The organism is Aquimarina algicola (genome assembly GCF_006443095.1).
GTDB classification, from domain to species: domain Bacteria; phylum Bacteroidota; class Bacteroidia; order Flavobacteriales; family Flavobacteriaceae; genus Aquimarina; species Aquimarina algicola.
On sequence record NZ_VFWZ01000004.1, the window covers coordinates 109,708 to 125,410 of the forward strand.

The window sequence follows — 15,703 nt, forward strand, 5'->3', positions numbered from 1 at the left end:
TGCATGTCTAAAACTCTAAAAATATTCATTTTTGCAATTATAGGAATCGTAGGGCTTCTCACTTATCTCGAAGCTGTAGAACCGGAGCCCATTAACTGGTTTCCGAGTTATTCTAAAGCAGACAAAATACCTTTGGGTACATATGTCGCATACAACCTCATTAAAGAAGCTTTTGATGAATATGACCTAAAAGATATTAATCAACCTCCTTATGAATTTTTGTCAGATAATGATACTATCAATGGTACATACATGTTTATAAATGGCTCGATAGGATTTGACAAAAGTGAGCTTGATAAAATTTTAACTTGGGTAGAGAAAGGAAATACCCTATTTGTATCTGCAAAAAATATAGAGTCTGCCCTACTAGATACACTCAATATAGACACAGATCGATTAGTATCGCTAGATGATATCAATACAAAACCCTTGGTAGAACTTACCAATAACACTTTAAAATCTGAAACTCCTTTCTTATATGATAGAAATGTAGATAACCTTTATTTTAGTGAAATAGATACTGCAAACATGACTGTTCTTGGTACGATACAATTATATCAAGATACTTTACAAATTAAGGAAGCCAATATAAATTACTTAGAAACTGCTTTTGGAAATGGCAAAATCCTATTACATACCTTTCCTGAAGCTTTTGGTAATTATTTCATGCTCAAGGACAACCATTATACCTACACTCAAAATCTACTAGCCTATATCAACCCAACAGAAAAAATTTTGTGGGATCGATATTACAAATCAGGAAAAACATTTTACACCTCTCCCCTTTTTCTATTATTGAATAATCGCTATCTCAAATGGGCATATTATTTTATTCTTATCGGTACTGTACTATTTGTCATTTTTGAAGGAAAAAGAAAACAAAGAAGTATTCCTATTGTAGAACCCTTAAAAAATCAAACCCTTTCGTTTACAAAGACGATTAGCGGTATGTATTATCAAAAAGAAAAACATAAAGAAATAGCCACAAAACAAAATTTACTATTTCTAGAATATATCCGCAATACCTTAAGAATATCCTTTGATCATATCGATGACAAGGTGATAAGGAATATTGCAGCACGAAGTAACAATAGTATAGAAGATACAAAAACATTGTTTCGATATTTTGATACCATTCATCAAAAAAGTAGCATTAACAAAGACGAGTTAACACATCTTTATACATTGATTACTACATTTAAAAACCAATCAAAAAAAGATATTAAAGTACTATAATGGAAAACGAAGAACATAAAAACAATCTGTCTTCTGAAAAAGATCAGCAAAATACTCCTTCTTCAGAACAAAATTTAAACTTTGAAAATAGAATTGACCTTAGCGACTTACAGCAAGCTGTAGAAAAACTAAAACAAGAACTTGCAAAAGTAATTGTAGGTCAACAAGAATTTATAGAACTCTTGATTGTTTCCTTATTATCTAATGGCCATGTGTTGATAGAAGGTGTACCCGGCATTGCTAAAACTGTTACTGCAAAACTTTTTGCCAAGACGCTAAAAACAGATTTTAACAGGATTCAATTTACACCGGATTTGATGCCTAGTGACGTATTAGGAACATCTGTTCTTAACATGAAAACAAGTGATTTCGAATTTAAAAAAGGTCCTATATTTTCTAATATGGTGCTCATAGACGAGATCAATCGTGCTCCTGCAAAAACTCAAGCAGCTTTGTTTGAAGTTATGGAAGAGAGACAAGTAACTATAGATGGTGTACGCTATCCAATGGAAGCCCCTTTTATGGTACTCGCTACTCAAAATCCTGTAGAACAAGAAGGTACTTATGCACTTCCTGAAGCGCAATTAGACCGTTTTTTATTCAAAATTAAAGTAGACTACCCTTCTTTTGAAGATGAAGTAAATATCTTGAAAACCCATCACGAAAGAAAAGCACTTAAGCCTTTAGAAATAATTGATTCTATATTAACTCCGGATCAATTATTGGAGTATAAAGAGAAAACACAAAATGTAATTATCGAAGAAAAGATCATTGCATATATCGCAGAGATTGTTACCAAAACAAGAACGCATCCTCATTTGTATTTGGGTGGTTCTCCAAGAGCTTCTATTGCTATAATGAATGCTTCAAAAGCATTTGCCGCTATATATGGTAGAGATTTTGTGACCCCCGAGGATATCAAAAAATCACTTTTCCCAGTATTAAGACATCGTATCATTCTCTCACCAGAACGAGAAATGGAAGGTATGACCACCGAAAACGTAATAGAAATGATTTTACAATCTGTAGAAATACCACGCTAATTTTGATTACATTTTTCAAATCATTATACCTCAACTCAAGAATATTTTATATTCTCGCTATTCTATCGGTACTTTTCTTTATATCGTATTGGTTCAATGCAATCTATCCTATTGCCTGGTTGATAACCTTGGGATTAACAATTGCATTACTATTTGATATTATTGTATTATATAATACTGCAAAAGGAATTGACGCTTATAGGATTCTTCCTGAAAAGTTCTCTAATAGTGACTTTAACACTATACCGGTAAGAATTAAAAGCAATTATCAATTCAAAACCTTTATAGAGGTCATTGATGAGATCCCAGTGCAGTTTCAAAAACGTGATTTCTTAAAAGCAGGGAGCATTCCATCAAGATCAATTTTTGATTTTGAATATGCATTACGCCCTGTGCAACGAGGTGAATATGTGTTTGGCAATCTCTATATATATGCCATGACAAGACTAGGACTTGCCAAACGTAGATATAGTTTTGATAAATCTGCTATGGTCAAAGTCTATCCTTCATTTATACAAATGAAAAAATATGATTTTTTGGCTATTGATAATAAGCTTTCTCAAATCGGTTTGAAAAAAATCAGGCGTATCGGTCACACTATGGAGTTTGAACAGATAAAAGAATATGTAAGAGGCGATGATGTGAGAACGATCAACTGGAAATCTACCGCAAAGCATGGCACTTTGATGGTTAATCAATTTCAAGACGAAAAATCGCAACCTATTTACTCTGTTATCGATGCCAGTAGAGTGATGAAAATGCCCTTTAAAGAACTAAGTCTTCTGGATTATGCTATTAATAGTACTTTAGCATTTTCTAATATTGCTTTAAAAAAACATGACAAAGTAGGCATGTTATCGTTCTCTAATACAGTAAATGATTTTTTGCCGTCTAGCCGAAAAAAAACATACATCAATACCATTTCTGAGGCATTATATAATGTAAAAACTCAATTTCTTGATGCTGATTTCGGATTACTATATTCTCATATCAAACGACAGATTAACCATAGAAGTTTATTACTCCTGTACACCAATTTTGAGCATATTTCTTCATTAAAGAGACAACTGCCCTATCTACAAGCGATAGCCAAAAAACACTTATTAGTTGTAATCTTTTTTAAGAATACCGAACTTGACACTTTGATTTCTGAACCCGCAGAAAATCTGGAAGGAATATACGATAAAACTATTGCACAGCAGTTTGCCTATGACAAAAAAGTAATGGTAAAAGAGCTTCAAAAATATGGTATACAAACGGTGCTCACCACACCAGAAAATCTTACTGTAAACACCATCAACAAATATCTCGAAATCAAAGCCAGAGGGCTTCTTTAACCTCAGAAAACTAAAAATATCACAAATATTTGTAAATCGTTATTTACAAATAAAAAGATAATTGTACGTTTATATCATTGTCACATATTACCTTAAATACCTATCAAAATTCAATAACATAAAAAGAGGTATGAAAATAATATTCAATTTGATTTTTTCGTCAGTTATACACTTTACTGCTTTAATACATAAAAAAAATAAACATTTTGTATTGTTTATAGTATGCGCAAGCATATTACAAAGTTGTAAATCCAACGACTTTCCTTATTTTGATCAAAAACCTCCATCAAACGTACCAGAACTATTTGCACCTTCGATCGTTAATACAAACGCTGTAGAGCTCAATGTGGTATTTAATGCTTCTTTTACAGAAATGTTCTTCTCTAGGATTGTAGATGGCAGTTTTATTATACATCATTCAGAACTTATTAATGGTACATGGACACCTATAAAGCCCATTCAAATGTACCCGGATGATATAACAATCACAATAGCCTGTGACCCTACAATTACACAAGATGGCAAGACCATGTATTTTCTAGGGGTTGATCCCAAAAACTATTCTAATACTTTAGAATTGTCGGCGCTTTATAGAATTCCACCAGATGTGTATGTAAGTAAAAAAGTTGATGGGAAATGGCAACAGGCATCTAAGGTAGCATCTCCTGTATCAACTAAGTATTTTGAATCTTATCCTATTGTTGTGGGTGATCAAAGTCTTTATTTTCAATCAAACCGTCCTGGTGGTGCTGGTGGCAGAGATACGTACCGTTCACAATATTTAGGTAATGGCAAATTTGAAACACCGGTAGGCATTAGTCTTAATTCTGAAAAAAATGCAAGCAGTACCTATATAAGTCCTGATGAAAAGTATTTGATTGCCAGTAGTAATAAAGGATTTCAGATTTCATTCAAAAAAAATGACAAATGGCAAGAACCTATCTTGATAAAAATGCCCTATGAAAAAGATTGGGTTTATTTTTGTCCTTATGTATCACCAGACGAAAACTATTTTTTCTTTTCAAGAAGATATTATGGTTCTCAAAAAAAAGGATGGGCAGGCGTGACCAAAGGAGAAGTATACTGGATGCGTACCGATTCGATTTTTAATCTAAAAAATAAACTTGATACCGTAGAGCAGCTTACAAAAGAAGAAAAATTTGTATCCGATCTTGCCAACGGAAAAAAGTTAGCAACTCATTTTGCAGATCAATGGACACTTATTTATCACGAAGACAACAGATGTGATGGTTCTACTGATGGCAAAATTGAAAACTTGTCTAAAAACCAAATTGATTCTAGTATTTCACTTTCGGTAAAAAATGATGGCGAAGGCTGGGCATGTGACAAAAGAGATCCCAGTAGCTTTATTTATGAATTTAACTTGAGAGAATACCTAAAAAACTGGGATAGATTTGAAATACATGACTATGAAGATGAAGAAAAAAATATCGTTTTTATCGTAGGAGCAGGAGAATCGGATTATATAAAGATATATTACAATAAAGATCAATTGATAGAACGATTAAAATACGGCAGTGAGGATCCCGGCTAGTATACCTATATTCTTAAAATTTTAGGGCAAGCCTCTAACATATTTAATCTCAACTATCAAATAAAATTAACATCTTATGAAAATCATCTATGTAATTGTTTGTGCGCTTTTTGTAATGGGGTATACATATCAAAAGGAAATCGATGGACAACATATTCTAGAGCAAACGATAAAAAAACACGATCCCTCTAATAACTGGAACACAACAAAAATAAACATACATATCCAGGAACCCAGGATTTCTAATCCCTATCGATATTCTATTGTAACATTGGATAATGCTAATCAATACTTTAAGCTATCAAGAAATAGAGATCAACACCTCTCAGAACATATCATAGAACCAGATGGAAAAAGTACAGTGCTTCTCGATGGAAAAATTGAAACCGATACGATATTGATCAAAAAATACAGGCTAGACCCCTCTAGAAATATAGGATATCAAAAATTTTATCGACTGATGTATGGGTTGCCAATGTCTCTGGCAAATACTTATAAGAACATTAGCCCCATATCAGAAAGTACATTTAACAAAGAACTTTGCTACAAAATAGAATTCGAGCTCAAAGAACCAATGATCTCAAAACATTGGCGAGTATATGTCTCAAAATCTGATATGATGGTAAAGGGTATTGAAATCTTTTTTCCCGATGATCCGGAAAAAGGAGAACGAATATATTTTGAGGACCTCATTACGATTAATGAAGTAAAAATCCCAAGAATAAGACATTGGCGTGAACTAAAAGACAACACCTACTCGGGATCAGACCTTATTATCAAGGCATTATAGCGAAAAGTAAAGATAATCTACAGTTATTTCTAGCAATCCACAGTACTAAATTGAAAATATTAAGTAATAATTGGTATAAAACTAGAAATACAGGGTCTGAAAGTTGCACACTATATTGCCAAACGAGCCAAGCGTCTCATATCTCAAGAAAAACTACAAGTGAGGATATTCCTAAAGCTTTTAGGCATTATCATTTAAGTTTAAACGCATATAAATCAAAATTTTAGACCAAAATCTCAAAAACACAAAACCCAGTATTCTTATTAATTTATTACAAAATTCTGGTTAAAAAAAGTACAAAACATTATATTTAGTGCGAAAACATAAAAGATTGTATACTATACTTTGTTATGATGGAATAAAAGTATTGTGAGTACAAAAACTAAAAAATAAAATATGGCTCAAATAAAAAACATTGAAGGACTTTCTATGGATGACATTAATAGAGAACTAAGTAATGGAGGAAAATTTGTTGTATTCCAATATTGTTTCTCTATTATCTTAATGACTTTTAGAAGAGGGAGTGATGTTTATTTTATCCGTGCAGACGAGTCTACAGTAAAACATAGTATCGGATTTACATTGATCACCTTCTTTTTTGGTTGGTGGGGAATCCCTTGGGGGCCCATCTATAGTATTGGAGCATTAGCTTCAAATTTATCAGGTGGAAAAGATATAACACAAGAAGTTATAAACTCAATGAACCTAAAAGGTTAATAAAACCGGTTCACTTATTTTAAAAATTTCTACTTTTTTCGTTTTTAGAATTTCAAATCTTTGAAATTCTAAAAACGTGATGAGTACTAATCCCAATATCTTTTCTTAGTTGCTCAACAGAAGTATTGTAGTAAAGATAAACTCTCTAGTACTTAGCATACTAAAACATAAAAGTAGCTAACGAATCGTTGAAAGTACTTTTCTCCACTCAGGCATTAGGAACAATACTTAAGGAAACTTTTTTATTTATACTTTATATTTCTAATTTTATACTTCATATTGCTTAATACTTACTACTGCAACACATCACAGCAAACGAGTAATAATCTATCATTTACAATACACTTATCATGATTCGTTTTAATATATTTAATATTATATTTACTCGATCAACAGATTATAAATGATAGACAAATTTCTACATCAACTTCGAATCACAGAACCTGAGCTTCAAGAAGAAATTCGTAAAAATGCAACGATAACAGAACATGATAGAGGTGAATTTATTATTAAAAACAATAATTATATCAAGGTTCTAAAAATCGTTCTCGAAGGAAAAGTTAGAGTATATCAAGAGAGTGATGAGCGCGAAATCCTTATTTATTATTTGAATACGATGGAAACCTGCACCCTATCTCTATCTGCTTGTTTTGAAGATTGTAAGAGTACTGTAAATGCGATAGTAGAAGAAAAATGCATATTATTAAATATCCCTGTGAGGTTTGTTCATGATTGGAATTTCAAATACAAATCATGGAACATCTTTACGATAAATACATTTAGAGAAAGTTATCATCATCTAATTCATGAATACTCGAATCTGGCATTTCAACCCTTAAAAGATCGTTTATTTGATTATTTAGTGTCTAAAGCAGAGCAAGATATTGTATACAAATCTCATCAAGAATTGGCAAAAGAACTAGGCACTACAAGAGAGGTGATCTCACGACTACTCAAAAAACTAGAAGCCAATAAACAACTTCGTCTTGGGCAAAAAGAAATTCAGCTTTTAAAATAAATTAACCCTCTTGTGCCAAAAGTCACAGGTTTTACGTGACAAACCATAGTTTCTTTGTACCATAATTAATTATTAAAAGAAAATGATTATGGAAATTATGGTAAAATTCGAGCTTTCTGCTCAAGAAAATCACATAGAAAACATCAAAGTATTTTTTGAAAAAATACTTCAGGATACAAGAGATTTTGATGGTTGTACAGGAGCCCAAGTATCTAGATCAGAGCAAAACCCTGATAAAATAGTTTTAATAGAATATTGGGAATCCGATACTCACTTTCAAAAATACTTAGACTGGAGAAAGCAAACCGGAGACTTCAATACACTCGGGAGTATGTTAACAACAGATCCTGATATTCAGATTTTTGAGCTCATTACTACAGCTTAATATCAAATTCAAAAAAAATTAATAATCAAAAAAATAAAGAAATGTTTACTAAAAAATTAATACCGATAATCGTCGCTCTATTTTTATCATCATCAATGTATGTGACAGCCCAAACATCACAGCAGCGCTATACAGACCAAGAACCCACTGCCCACCATAAGGTTGCGTTAGATGTAATTGCGGCAAGCAAAGAATGGATTGCAAATTTTAATCAAGGAAACACCAAAGAGGTTGCGCAAGGATATGTACAAACAGCTGTAATGAGTGCAATGCCTTTTGGGATTAAAAAGGGAATCAAAGAAATAGACAATTTTTGGACTCCCTTTATTAAAAAAGGAGCGACTGATCTGGTTTACACAGAACTCAGTATCGAGGTTGTGAATGAGACTACTGCGTTTTTATCTGCCAATTGGAGTATGAATGTAGGACGAGGTGTTATTTACCAAGAAAAATGGGAAAAATTAAATGGTAAATGGGTACTTACTTATGATAATTTCGAAGTTTTGGAGCAGTTTAAAACACCAAAAAAGCGTAACAATACTACTCCTGTAAGTCATAATCAATTAGAAGAAGTTATTAAAGCTTCTATAGAATGGACTAATGGTTTTAATACAGGCAAGGGTAATATCTGTGGTGAAGGTTATTTTGATAACGCTACTATGAATGCCGTACCTTTTGCATCGATCAATGGTAAAGAAGAAATTGAGAGCTTTTGGACAAAACTTATAGCAGATGGTGCAAAAAACCTTACATATAATAACCCAACATTCAAGATGATTACCAATAATAGTGCTACATTGTCTTCAAACTGGTCTATGAATATCGGAGAGGGTAAAATTTATCAAGAAAAATGGGAAAATAAAAATGGAACATGGCGTTTGAGTTATGACGAATTTAAAGTATTAAAAAAATACTAATTAAAAAGAACGAACTAAATACTACAAAAATGAAATTAAAGAGCTTTAGATTAAAAATAAATAATCCAACAACTATAGAATTTTATACAAAAGTATTAGGGATGCAATTACAAAACACCTTTGATCTCCCCAAAGGTGTTTTGTATATTTTATACTTTGAAAATCAAAACTATACTTTGGAGCTATTCCTAGAAAAAGAAGAAAACACCAATCCCTATTTACAAAAGGCGGATGATAATTATTGGAAATACAGCTTGTTTGTATATGATATACAACGAGTTTACCACAAAATTAAAGAACATAATATTCCTATAGGAGAACCTTATCAATTTGGAGATGTTGGATATTTGTCTCATACTCAAGACACAGAACATCACCAAATAGAATTTATACAAAAAACATTTAAACAAAATACAATACAGACAGCTCCAAAAGAAAACTTTCCATTGTTAGAAAATCCTACCATGGGATTGCTAACAATAAGAACAAAAGACCCTGTAAAAAGTGTTCGATTTTATGAAGATCTTTTTGATATGAAACTGCTCGTAAGAATGCAAGTAGAACGAGGGCGTGGATTTACACTTTATTTTCTTGGAAACAAAGAATTAACTCCCCCATCACAAGATATAGACGCTATTGAAAACAGAGAATGGATGTATCAACAAAATCATCTATTTATCGAAATTCAATACTACTGGGGTAGCGAACACGATCATACGTTTGCATTACATAGTAATCCATTAGGGTTTGCATCTTTGACATTTGTAGGTGATGTTTCAGTCATTAAAAACAAATTGCAACAAAGCAATATTTCATTTAGCGACCATCAAGACGGATCTGAAACCAAAAATCAAATCCATTTTTCATCAATTGATGGTCTGGATATTATAGTAAGTGATCAATAATTAAAAGTACATAGCCTTACACATACTCCAAAAATCAAATACTCACTGGCATGTCTACGGATTATTGATAAGTAAATATCTTCAAAATTTTGAGGCGCGCTTTATAGTATCTAGATCTTGATTATTGAATAAAAAATAATGTATACAGAGACAAAATACCCCTGACACCCCCTTGTCACCTCTATATATTATTTTTACAATTCAAGAATTACAACACAAAGCATGACGTATTCAGATTACTTACAAAACGACTCAGATTACAAAACCGAAAAACCTTTGGTCGATGCGATGTATTTGCTTCAGAAATCTCCAGGAAAAGGAGGCTGGACCTATACCATTATACCTCAAGTGATAAGGAATAAAAAAACACCTTTTGGATGGGTTAAAGTAAAAGGAAGCATCGATAACTATGCATTAAAACATTATAAATTGATGCCCACAAAAAATGGTCAGCTATTTTTGCCTGTCAAATCAGAAATAAGAAAAAAAATCAAAAAACAAGCAGGTGATTATGTTCATATCATCATCTATCCTGATGACTCTCCGCTAGAAATCCCAGAAGAAATAATCCTTTGTTTTGAAAACGAGCCCAAAAAAGTTTATAAGACATTTTTAAGTTTTTCTGAAGGAGAACAAAAATCATATTTGGATTGGATATATAGTGCTAAAACAGAAGAAACAAAAGCGAATCGAATTCTTAAAATGATGGATCGACTCGTGAAGAATCAGAGATTATTTGATAAATCAAATCAATAAAAAAAAATTCTACTATTTATAAAATTATTTGCTTTATTCTTCAAAATTATAATTTTTTAAAAGCCTATATCCTAACTTACTATTAAACATCGTTTGATCCCTTTAGCATATTGAAATTATGTACATTTAACAAAAATTAAAAGGTAACCTATCATCAAAATTACTTTTATAACTACTAACAAATTGAGCAAAACTAGAATTAAGAAAGGGCAACTACTACAAAAAACCGGTCAGATCAACACAAAGATTTATCTTGTAAAGTCAGGATTACTTCGTAGTTATGCTATTGATCAAAAAGGAAAAGAACATATTTTTATGTTCGCCCCTGAAGATTGGATTATGACAGATAGTACTCCTCCTAATAAATCATGCGAATTGTATATTGATGCACTCGAAGACTCTGAAATAATGGTAATTGAAAAAGGTAAAGAAGATGAAATAGATTTACAAAAAATATTAAACAGACTTAATACGCTACAACAAAGGATTATGATGATGATGAGTGCTACAGCAATTGAACGTTATAAGCATTTTATAGATACATACCCAAATATTACTCAACGAGTATCTCAACGTATGATTGCTTCTTATCTTGGTATTACTCCAGAAGCTTTAAGTAAAGTAAAAGGTAAACAAAAACGAAAAACAATTTAGAAATATATCCAAAGTCTTAATATAGATTAATGCATTTGAAATTCATGTTCTTTAGTTTTATAAACTCAAAAAATAGCATAGAGTATAATTAAAAATGTAGAAAATGAATATTTTAGAAATTGTAAAATGGAAAGCAAAACCAAATGTTTCTGATAGTCAAATGATAGAAATGGTTGATGCAATGGTCCCTGATTTGAAAAATATTGAAGGTTTTATCGATCAAGTATTGTACAAAGATAAAGACGAATATTGGATCGATGTTTATTATTGGGATTCTGTGCAAAATGCTCATCTTTCAAATGAAAGAATGGCTGATAAAGCATCCTTAAAAAAGCTATTAGAATTAATTCAATTAGAAACAATAACAATAGATGTATTAGAACCATTACAAAGGGCCGAATAATTAGTATCTAAAAATAAAAAAATCTAACGCTTCAGTTAGGATTTAAATCATTAATGTCGTCTTTTTACAATCATAAGAATGAACTACTTTTCATATTTGTTGCATAAATAAAATAGATAAATATGAAAAAAACAGTTTTAGCACAAATAGACGTAAAACAAAATAGCGTAGAAGAATTTTTGACGTTGGCAAAAGAAATGGTGATTAAAAGTAATGCAGAAAGTGGATGTTTGATCTATGCATTATATAATGCTATAGAAAAAGAAAATGAGTTTTTTGTTTATGAAAAATATGAAAATGAAAAAGCCGTCGAATATCATAACTCTTCTGAACATTTTAACTCTTTTATCAAATCTGTGATGCCATTACTCAACAGAGAACCCGTAATTGAGGTATTTTAATGACAAAAAATATATCATATCAACCAAAGACTTTTCTTTCTAAGTATATCGATCGGTTTTATATTTTTGAAAAATCAGAAAATGAATACTTTAAACTTCCTGTTGTGCTTCCCGGTACGGGATTAGAACTATTGTATTACTTAGACAAAACTTTATCGGTAAATGGTAATAGTTTACCAAAAGCACATACCGTTTGCCCAAGAGAGATCTTTTCTTTTGATAAAATAAAGAACATATCTTTTATATCTGTACGATTTAAAAGCGGCGCATTCAGACATTTTACTTCTACTCCATTTACAGAATTAAATAATAAGTATGTTTCTATTATTTATTTATGGAAAAATAAAGGAGAAAAATTATTAGCAAGATTACAAAACACCACTAAAACCGAAGCTATAATTGATGAATTAGAATTGTTTTTGGTTGAAATATTTAATGAATATCACGACAAGAAAAATGATAAATGGGATGCGATCATAGATGAACTGTATTATAATTTTGAGAACAATTCTATACATAAATTGGCTGAAAATTCTCGTCTTAGTCTTCGTCAGTTTGAAAGAGGTTTTAAATCTCAATTTGGCATAACTGCAAAGGGGTTCCAAAAAATAACAAGATTTCAGAATGTTATCAAACAAATACTTCTTGATAAAAACCCAAATTACTTACATACTATTTTGGATAATGGTTATTTTGATCAAAGTCATTTTATCAAAGAATTTAGGTCACTCACAAAAAAGACTCCTATGAAGTATTTTAATCAAGAAAACTTTGATAGTCATTTCTACCACGTTTCTATCAATAACAAACCAGTGATCAATAATAATTAAGAAAATATAGTTATTTGAGTTATTAAAATTTGCAAATCATAGATATAGGCAATCCAAACAAAGATTTGGAAAAAAATCAATAACAAAATTGATTCAACTTTGTATTGTAATTAAAAAAAACAATAGAAATGAGTCAAAAAATAATCGTAATTACAGGAGCTAGTCGTGGACTGGGTAGAGACATGGCATTAAATTTAGCCAAAGAGGGTATACATATTGTATTTTCTTATCATAACAATGAGGCAAAAGCAAATGAGGTTATTACTCAAATTGAAGCATTAGGAGGAAAAGCAAAAGCATTTCAATATGATGCTTCAAAAACATCTACAGCAAAAGATTTTATAGCCCAGGCAACTCATTATTTACTACAAGAGTATAGTAGTCCAAATATAGATTTTTTAATCAATAATGCAGGAACTGGTGTATCTAACTTAATTAAAAACACAACTGAAGAACAATTTGATGAGATGATGAATATACATCTAAAAAGTGTTTATTTTTTAACTCAGGCAGCATTACCGTTTATCAATACTGGTGGTAGTATTGTTAATATTTCGAGTGGTTTATCTCGGTTTAGTTTTCCAGGTTCTTCGGTGTATGCAATGATGAAAGGCGGTGTAGAGGTGTTTACACGATATTTGGCTAAAGAATTGGGTGAACGAAAAATTACTGCTAATGTAGTCGCTCCCGGCGCTATTGCAACAGATTTTGGTGGAGGCGCTAATCGTGACAATGAAGAAAAACGAGCGATAATTTCAAACATAACCGCTTTAGGAAAAGTAGGTGACCCAGAAGATATCGGTGGTGTAGTCGCTTTTTTGTGTTCTGATCGAGCAGGTTGGGTAAATGGACAGCGTATCGAAGTTTCGGGAGGCATGTTAATATAATAAACTATAAATCGTTTTCATACCTTTACAAATATGGATCAACTCTATCGGCTTTCAAAAATAAGTGACTATCATAATTTTGCAAATCTTTCTGCACCTTCGCACCCGCTAATAAGCTTGGTAGACTATAGCAAAGTGAGGTATCCCGAAGATATAAAAGGATCAAAATTAGTGCAAGAATATTATTCAATTGGCCTAAAACGTAATGTTCCGTATAAATTTTTTTACGGTCAACAAGAATATGATTTCGACGAAGGGTTAATGACTTTTATCGCTCCTAATCAAGTGATGAGTATCGGAAAAAATCCAAATATCGGATCCAAAGATCCCTCTGGTTGGTTACTTTTTGTTCATCCTGATTTTCTTTGGAATACAGCATTAGCAAAGTCTATTAAGTCTTATGAGTTTTTTGGATATTCTATTCGAGAATCTCTTTTTCTTTCGGAAAGAGAAGAACAAATGATGGTCGGAATTTTGAAAAATATTGAACGAGAGTATCTTTCAAATACAGATAAGTTTAGTCAAAAAATTATCGTTTCTCAATTAGAGCTATTGCTCAATTATGCAGAACGTTTTTACGAACGACAATTTATAACTAGAAACAAATCTAATCATCATATTTTAGAAAAATTAGAAACGATCCTTATATCACATTTTAAAGAAGATAATTTAATTGAAATTGGGCTTCCAAGTGTTGAACATATAGCATCACAATTGAATCTTTCTCCTAATTATTTGAGTAGTATGCTAACCTCTCTAACAGGAATGAGTACGCAACAACACATCCATAATAAATTAATTGAAAAAGCTAAAGAACAGCTCTCTATAACACAGCTTCCGATAAGTGAAATTGCATATAGTCTGGGGTTTGAAAGGCCTTCTTCTTTTACTAAATTATTTAAAAGTAAAACACAGGTATCTCCTTTAGCATTTAGAAAATCTTTTAATTAGTAGAAAAATACCCGTATTAGAGATCATTATATCAATAAATCCTGTATAATGATCTCTTTACTATAAAACGATCAAAGCTTTTCAAATTAAATAAAATTAAAGTGTCGTACCTCCGTCCACAATGATTTTTTCGTTTCTCAACACTTGCGAACCATCAGATAATAAAAACGCTACAATTGGGGCAATATCAGTTGGTTGAACAATCCTTCCAATTGGTGACGTTTTTGAAAAATGTTCTAATAAGTTATCAATAGTTTCATCGCTCATCCCTGATTTTTTTTGAATAGGCGTTTCTGTTACACCGGGACTTACAATATTAACTCTGATACCTTTTTCTGCTAATTCTATATTCAAAACTTTTGATAAACTTTCTAAGGCCGCCTTGCTTGCAGTATAAATACTCGAATTGGCAAAAGCTTTAAAAACTACAATTGAAGTATTGAGTACAATACTAGATGGGTTTTTCAAAATAGGAATGAATTTTTGAATCGTAAAAAAAGCCCCCTTAAAATTAATATTCATGGTCTCATCAAATATTGCTTCTGTTGTGTTTTCAAAGCTCGATGCTTTAAAAATACCAGCATTAATGAACACTCCATCAATTTTACCGAACTGATTTTTTACTTTCTGTACTAAATCATCAATATCTGTAAGCGAAGATGTATCAGATAACACTCCAACTGAGTTATTTCCTAATTTTGTAATTGCTTTTTCAAGGTTTTCTTTACTTCTTCCTGTGATAACAACCTGGTAATCTAAATTTGAAAGATATGCTGCACAGGCAAAACCAATTCCTGTAGTTCCTCCTGTAATTACGATTATTTTGTGATCCATTATCTGTTTTTTTAGGCAAATCTGACAAATAACTATAACTTTGTCAAGTACTTACTTTGAAGTAACTAACGAACCAACAGGTTG

General features: G+C 31.4%; 18 protein-coding genes. 17 read left to right on the plus strand and 1 reads right to left on the minus strand.

Annotation, left to right across the window (positions count from 1 at the left end; translation table 11 throughout):
- Positions 1–3: 3 nt before the first annotated feature.
- The 17 genes from FHK87_RS14180 to FHK87_RS14260 all read left to right on the plus strand — a co-directional run bounded on the left by FHK87_RS14180 (position 4) and on the right by FHK87_RS14260 (position 14,785).
- The gene (locus FHK87_RS14180; protein WP_140594170.1) at positions 4–1,236 is read left to right on the plus strand and encodes a DUF4350 domain-containing protein; all 1,233 of its coding nucleotides are present in this window, start codon (positions 4–6) and stop codon (positions 1,234–1,236) included.
- On the plus strand, positions 1,236–2,279 hold the full coding sequence (locus FHK87_RS14185; protein WP_140594172.1) for an AAA family ATPase: 1,044 nt from the start codon (positions 1,236–1,238) through the stop codon (positions 2,277–2,279). Before FHK87_RS14180 ends, FHK87_RS14185 begins: the two co-directional genes overlap by 1 nt.
- Positions 2,280–2,284: 5 nt before the next feature.
- The gene (locus FHK87_RS14190; protein ID WP_140594701.1) at positions 2,285–3,616 is read left to right on the plus strand and encodes a DUF58 domain-containing protein; all 1,332 of its coding nucleotides are present in this window, start codon (positions 2,285–2,287) and stop codon (positions 3,614–3,616) included.
- 130 nt (positions 3,617–3,746) lie between these two features.
- The gene (locus FHK87_RS14195; RefSeq protein ID WP_226294251.1) at positions 3,747–5,171 is read left to right on the plus strand and encodes a hypothetical protein; all 1,425 of its coding nucleotides are present in this window, start codon (positions 3,747–3,749) and stop codon (positions 5,169–5,171) included.
- 76 nt (positions 5,172–5,247) lie between these two features.
- A complete protein-coding gene (locus FHK87_RS14200; RefSeq protein WP_140594174.1) occupies positions 5,248–5,961 on the plus strand; it encodes a DUF6503 family protein in 714 nt (237 codons plus the stop codon).
- A 396-nt stretch (positions 5,962–6,357) separates the two neighbouring features.
- The gene (locus tag FHK87_RS14205; RefSeq protein WP_140594176.1) at positions 6,358–6,678 is read left to right on the plus strand and encodes a hypothetical protein; all 321 of its coding nucleotides are present in this window, start codon (positions 6,358–6,360) and stop codon (positions 6,676–6,678) included.
- A gap of 403 nt (positions 6,679–7,081) precedes the next feature.
- Entirely contained in the window at positions 7,082–7,696 is a 615-nt protein-coding gene (locus FHK87_RS14210; RefSeq protein ID WP_140594178.1) for a Crp/Fnr family transcriptional regulator, read from the plus strand.
- Between the two features lie 88 nt (positions 7,697–7,784).
- Positions 7,785–8,081, plus strand: coding sequence for a putative quinol monooxygenase (locus tag FHK87_RS14215; RefSeq protein ID WP_226294252.1), 297 nt, complete (start codon positions 7,785–7,787; stop codon positions 8,079–8,081).
- 41 nt (positions 8,082–8,122) lie between these two features.
- The gene (locus tag FHK87_RS14220) at positions 8,123–8,998 is read left to right on the plus strand and encodes a Cif family virulence factor (protein WP_140594181.1); all 876 of its coding nucleotides are present in this window, start codon (positions 8,123–8,125) and stop codon (positions 8,996–8,998) included.
- Positions 8,999–9,027: 29 nt separating this feature from the next.
- Complete coding sequence (locus FHK87_RS14225) at positions 9,028–9,903, plus strand: VOC family protein (RefSeq protein WP_140594183.1); 876 nt, start codon at positions 9,028–9,030, stop codon at positions 9,901–9,903.
- Positions 9,904–10,125: 222 nt separating this feature from the next.
- Positions 10,126–10,659, plus strand: coding sequence for a YdeI/OmpD-associated family protein (locus FHK87_RS14230; protein ID WP_140594185.1), 534 nt, complete (start codon positions 10,126–10,128; stop codon positions 10,657–10,659).
- Between the two features lie 183 nt (positions 10,660–10,842).
- Positions 10,843–11,313, plus strand: a complete 471-nt coding sequence (locus FHK87_RS14235; protein ID WP_140594187.1) for a Crp/Fnr family transcriptional regulator — start codon at positions 10,843–10,845, stop codon at positions 11,311–11,313.
- 103 nt (positions 11,314–11,416) lie between these two features.
- The gene (locus FHK87_RS14240) at positions 11,417–11,716 is read left to right on the plus strand and encodes a hypothetical protein (protein WP_140594190.1); all 300 of its coding nucleotides are present in this window, start codon (positions 11,417–11,419) and stop codon (positions 11,714–11,716) included.
- 122 nt (positions 11,717–11,838) lie between these two features.
- Complete coding sequence (locus FHK87_RS14245; RefSeq protein ID WP_140594192.1) at positions 11,839–12,117, plus strand: putative quinol monooxygenase; 279 nt, start codon at positions 11,839–11,841, stop codon at positions 12,115–12,117.
- Complete coding sequence (locus FHK87_RS14250) at positions 12,117–12,947, plus strand: helix-turn-helix domain-containing protein (protein ID WP_140594194.1); 831 nt, start codon at positions 12,117–12,119, stop codon at positions 12,945–12,947. Before FHK87_RS14245 ends, FHK87_RS14250 begins: the two co-directional genes overlap by 1 nt.
- A 128-nt stretch (positions 12,948–13,075) precedes the next feature.
- Positions 13,076–13,834: an SDR family NAD(P)-dependent oxidoreductase gene (locus FHK87_RS14255; RefSeq protein ID WP_140594197.1), complete on the plus strand. Its 759-nt coding sequence runs from the start codon at positions 13,076–13,078 to the stop codon at positions 13,832–13,834.
- A gap of 33 nt (positions 13,835–13,867) precedes the next feature.
- Positions 13,868–14,785, plus strand: coding sequence for a helix-turn-helix domain-containing protein (locus tag FHK87_RS14260; RefSeq protein ID WP_140594199.1), 918 nt, complete (start codon positions 13,868–13,870; stop codon positions 14,783–14,785).
- 96 nt (positions 14,786–14,881) lie between these two features.
- Here FHK87_RS14260 and FHK87_RS14265 read toward each other — a convergent pair whose 3' ends face one another.
- Positions 14,882–15,619: an SDR family oxidoreductase gene (locus FHK87_RS14265; protein ID WP_140594202.1), complete on the minus strand. Its 738-nt coding sequence runs from the start codon at positions 15,617–15,619 to the stop codon at positions 14,882–14,884.
- Positions 15,620–15,703: the final 84 nt, after the last annotated feature.

Excerpts from the sequence above, each read along its gene's own strand:
- FHK87_RS14180 (WP_140594170.1), top strand. The coding sequence starts at position 4 with ATGTCTAAAACTCTAAAAATATTCATTTTTGCAATTATAGGAATCGTA.
- FHK87_RS14185 (WP_140594172.1), top strand. The coding sequence starts at position 1,236 with ATGGAAAACGAAGAACATAAAAACAATCTGTCTTCTGAAAAAGATCAG.
- FHK87_RS14195 (WP_226294251.1), top strand. The coding sequence starts at position 3,747 with ATGAAAATAATATTCAATTTGATTTTTTCGTCAGTTATACACTTTACT.
- FHK87_RS14200 (WP_140594174.1), top strand. The coding sequence starts at position 5,248 with ATGAAAATCATCTATGTAATTGTTTGTGCGCTTTTTGTAATGGGGTAT.
- FHK87_RS14205 (WP_140594176.1), top strand. The coding sequence starts at position 6,358 with ATGGCTCAAATAAAAAACATTGAAGGACTTTCTATGGATGACATTAAT.
- FHK87_RS14210 (WP_140594178.1), top strand. The coding sequence starts at position 7,082 with ATGATAGACAAATTTCTACATCAACTTCGAATCACAGAACCTGAGCTT.
- FHK87_RS14215 (WP_226294252.1), top strand. The coding sequence starts at position 7,785 with ATGGAAATTATGGTAAAATTCGAGCTTTCTGCTCAAGAAAATCACATA.
- FHK87_RS14220 (WP_140594181.1), top strand. The coding sequence starts at position 8,123 with ATGTTTACTAAAAAATTAATACCGATAATCGTCGCTCTATTTTTATCA.
- FHK87_RS14225 (WP_140594183.1), top strand. The coding sequence starts at position 9,028 with ATGAAATTAAAGAGCTTTAGATTAAAAATAAATAATCCAACAACTATA.
- FHK87_RS14230 (WP_140594185.1), top strand. The coding sequence starts at position 10,126 with ATGACGTATTCAGATTACTTACAAAACGACTCAGATTACAAAACCGAA.
- FHK87_RS14240 (WP_140594190.1), top strand. The coding sequence starts at position 11,417 with ATGAATATTTTAGAAATTGTAAAATGGAAAGCAAAACCAAATGTTTCT.
- FHK87_RS14245 (WP_140594192.1), top strand. The coding sequence starts at position 11,839 with ATGAAAAAAACAGTTTTAGCACAAATAGACGTAAAACAAAATAGCGTA.
- FHK87_RS14250 (WP_140594194.1), top strand. The coding sequence starts at position 12,117 with ATGACAAAAAATATATCATATCAACCAAAGACTTTTCTTTCTAAGTAT.
- FHK87_RS14255 (WP_140594197.1), top strand. The coding sequence starts at position 13,076 with ATGAGTCAAAAAATAATCGTAATTACAGGAGCTAGTCGTGGACTGGGT.
- FHK87_RS14260 (WP_140594199.1), top strand. The coding sequence starts at position 13,868 with ATGGATCAACTCTATCGGCTTTCAAAAATAAGTGACTATCATAATTTT.
- FHK87_RS14265 (WP_140594202.1), bottom strand. The coding sequence starts at position 15,619 with ATGGATCACAAAATAATCGTAATTACAGGAGGAACTACAGGAATTGGT.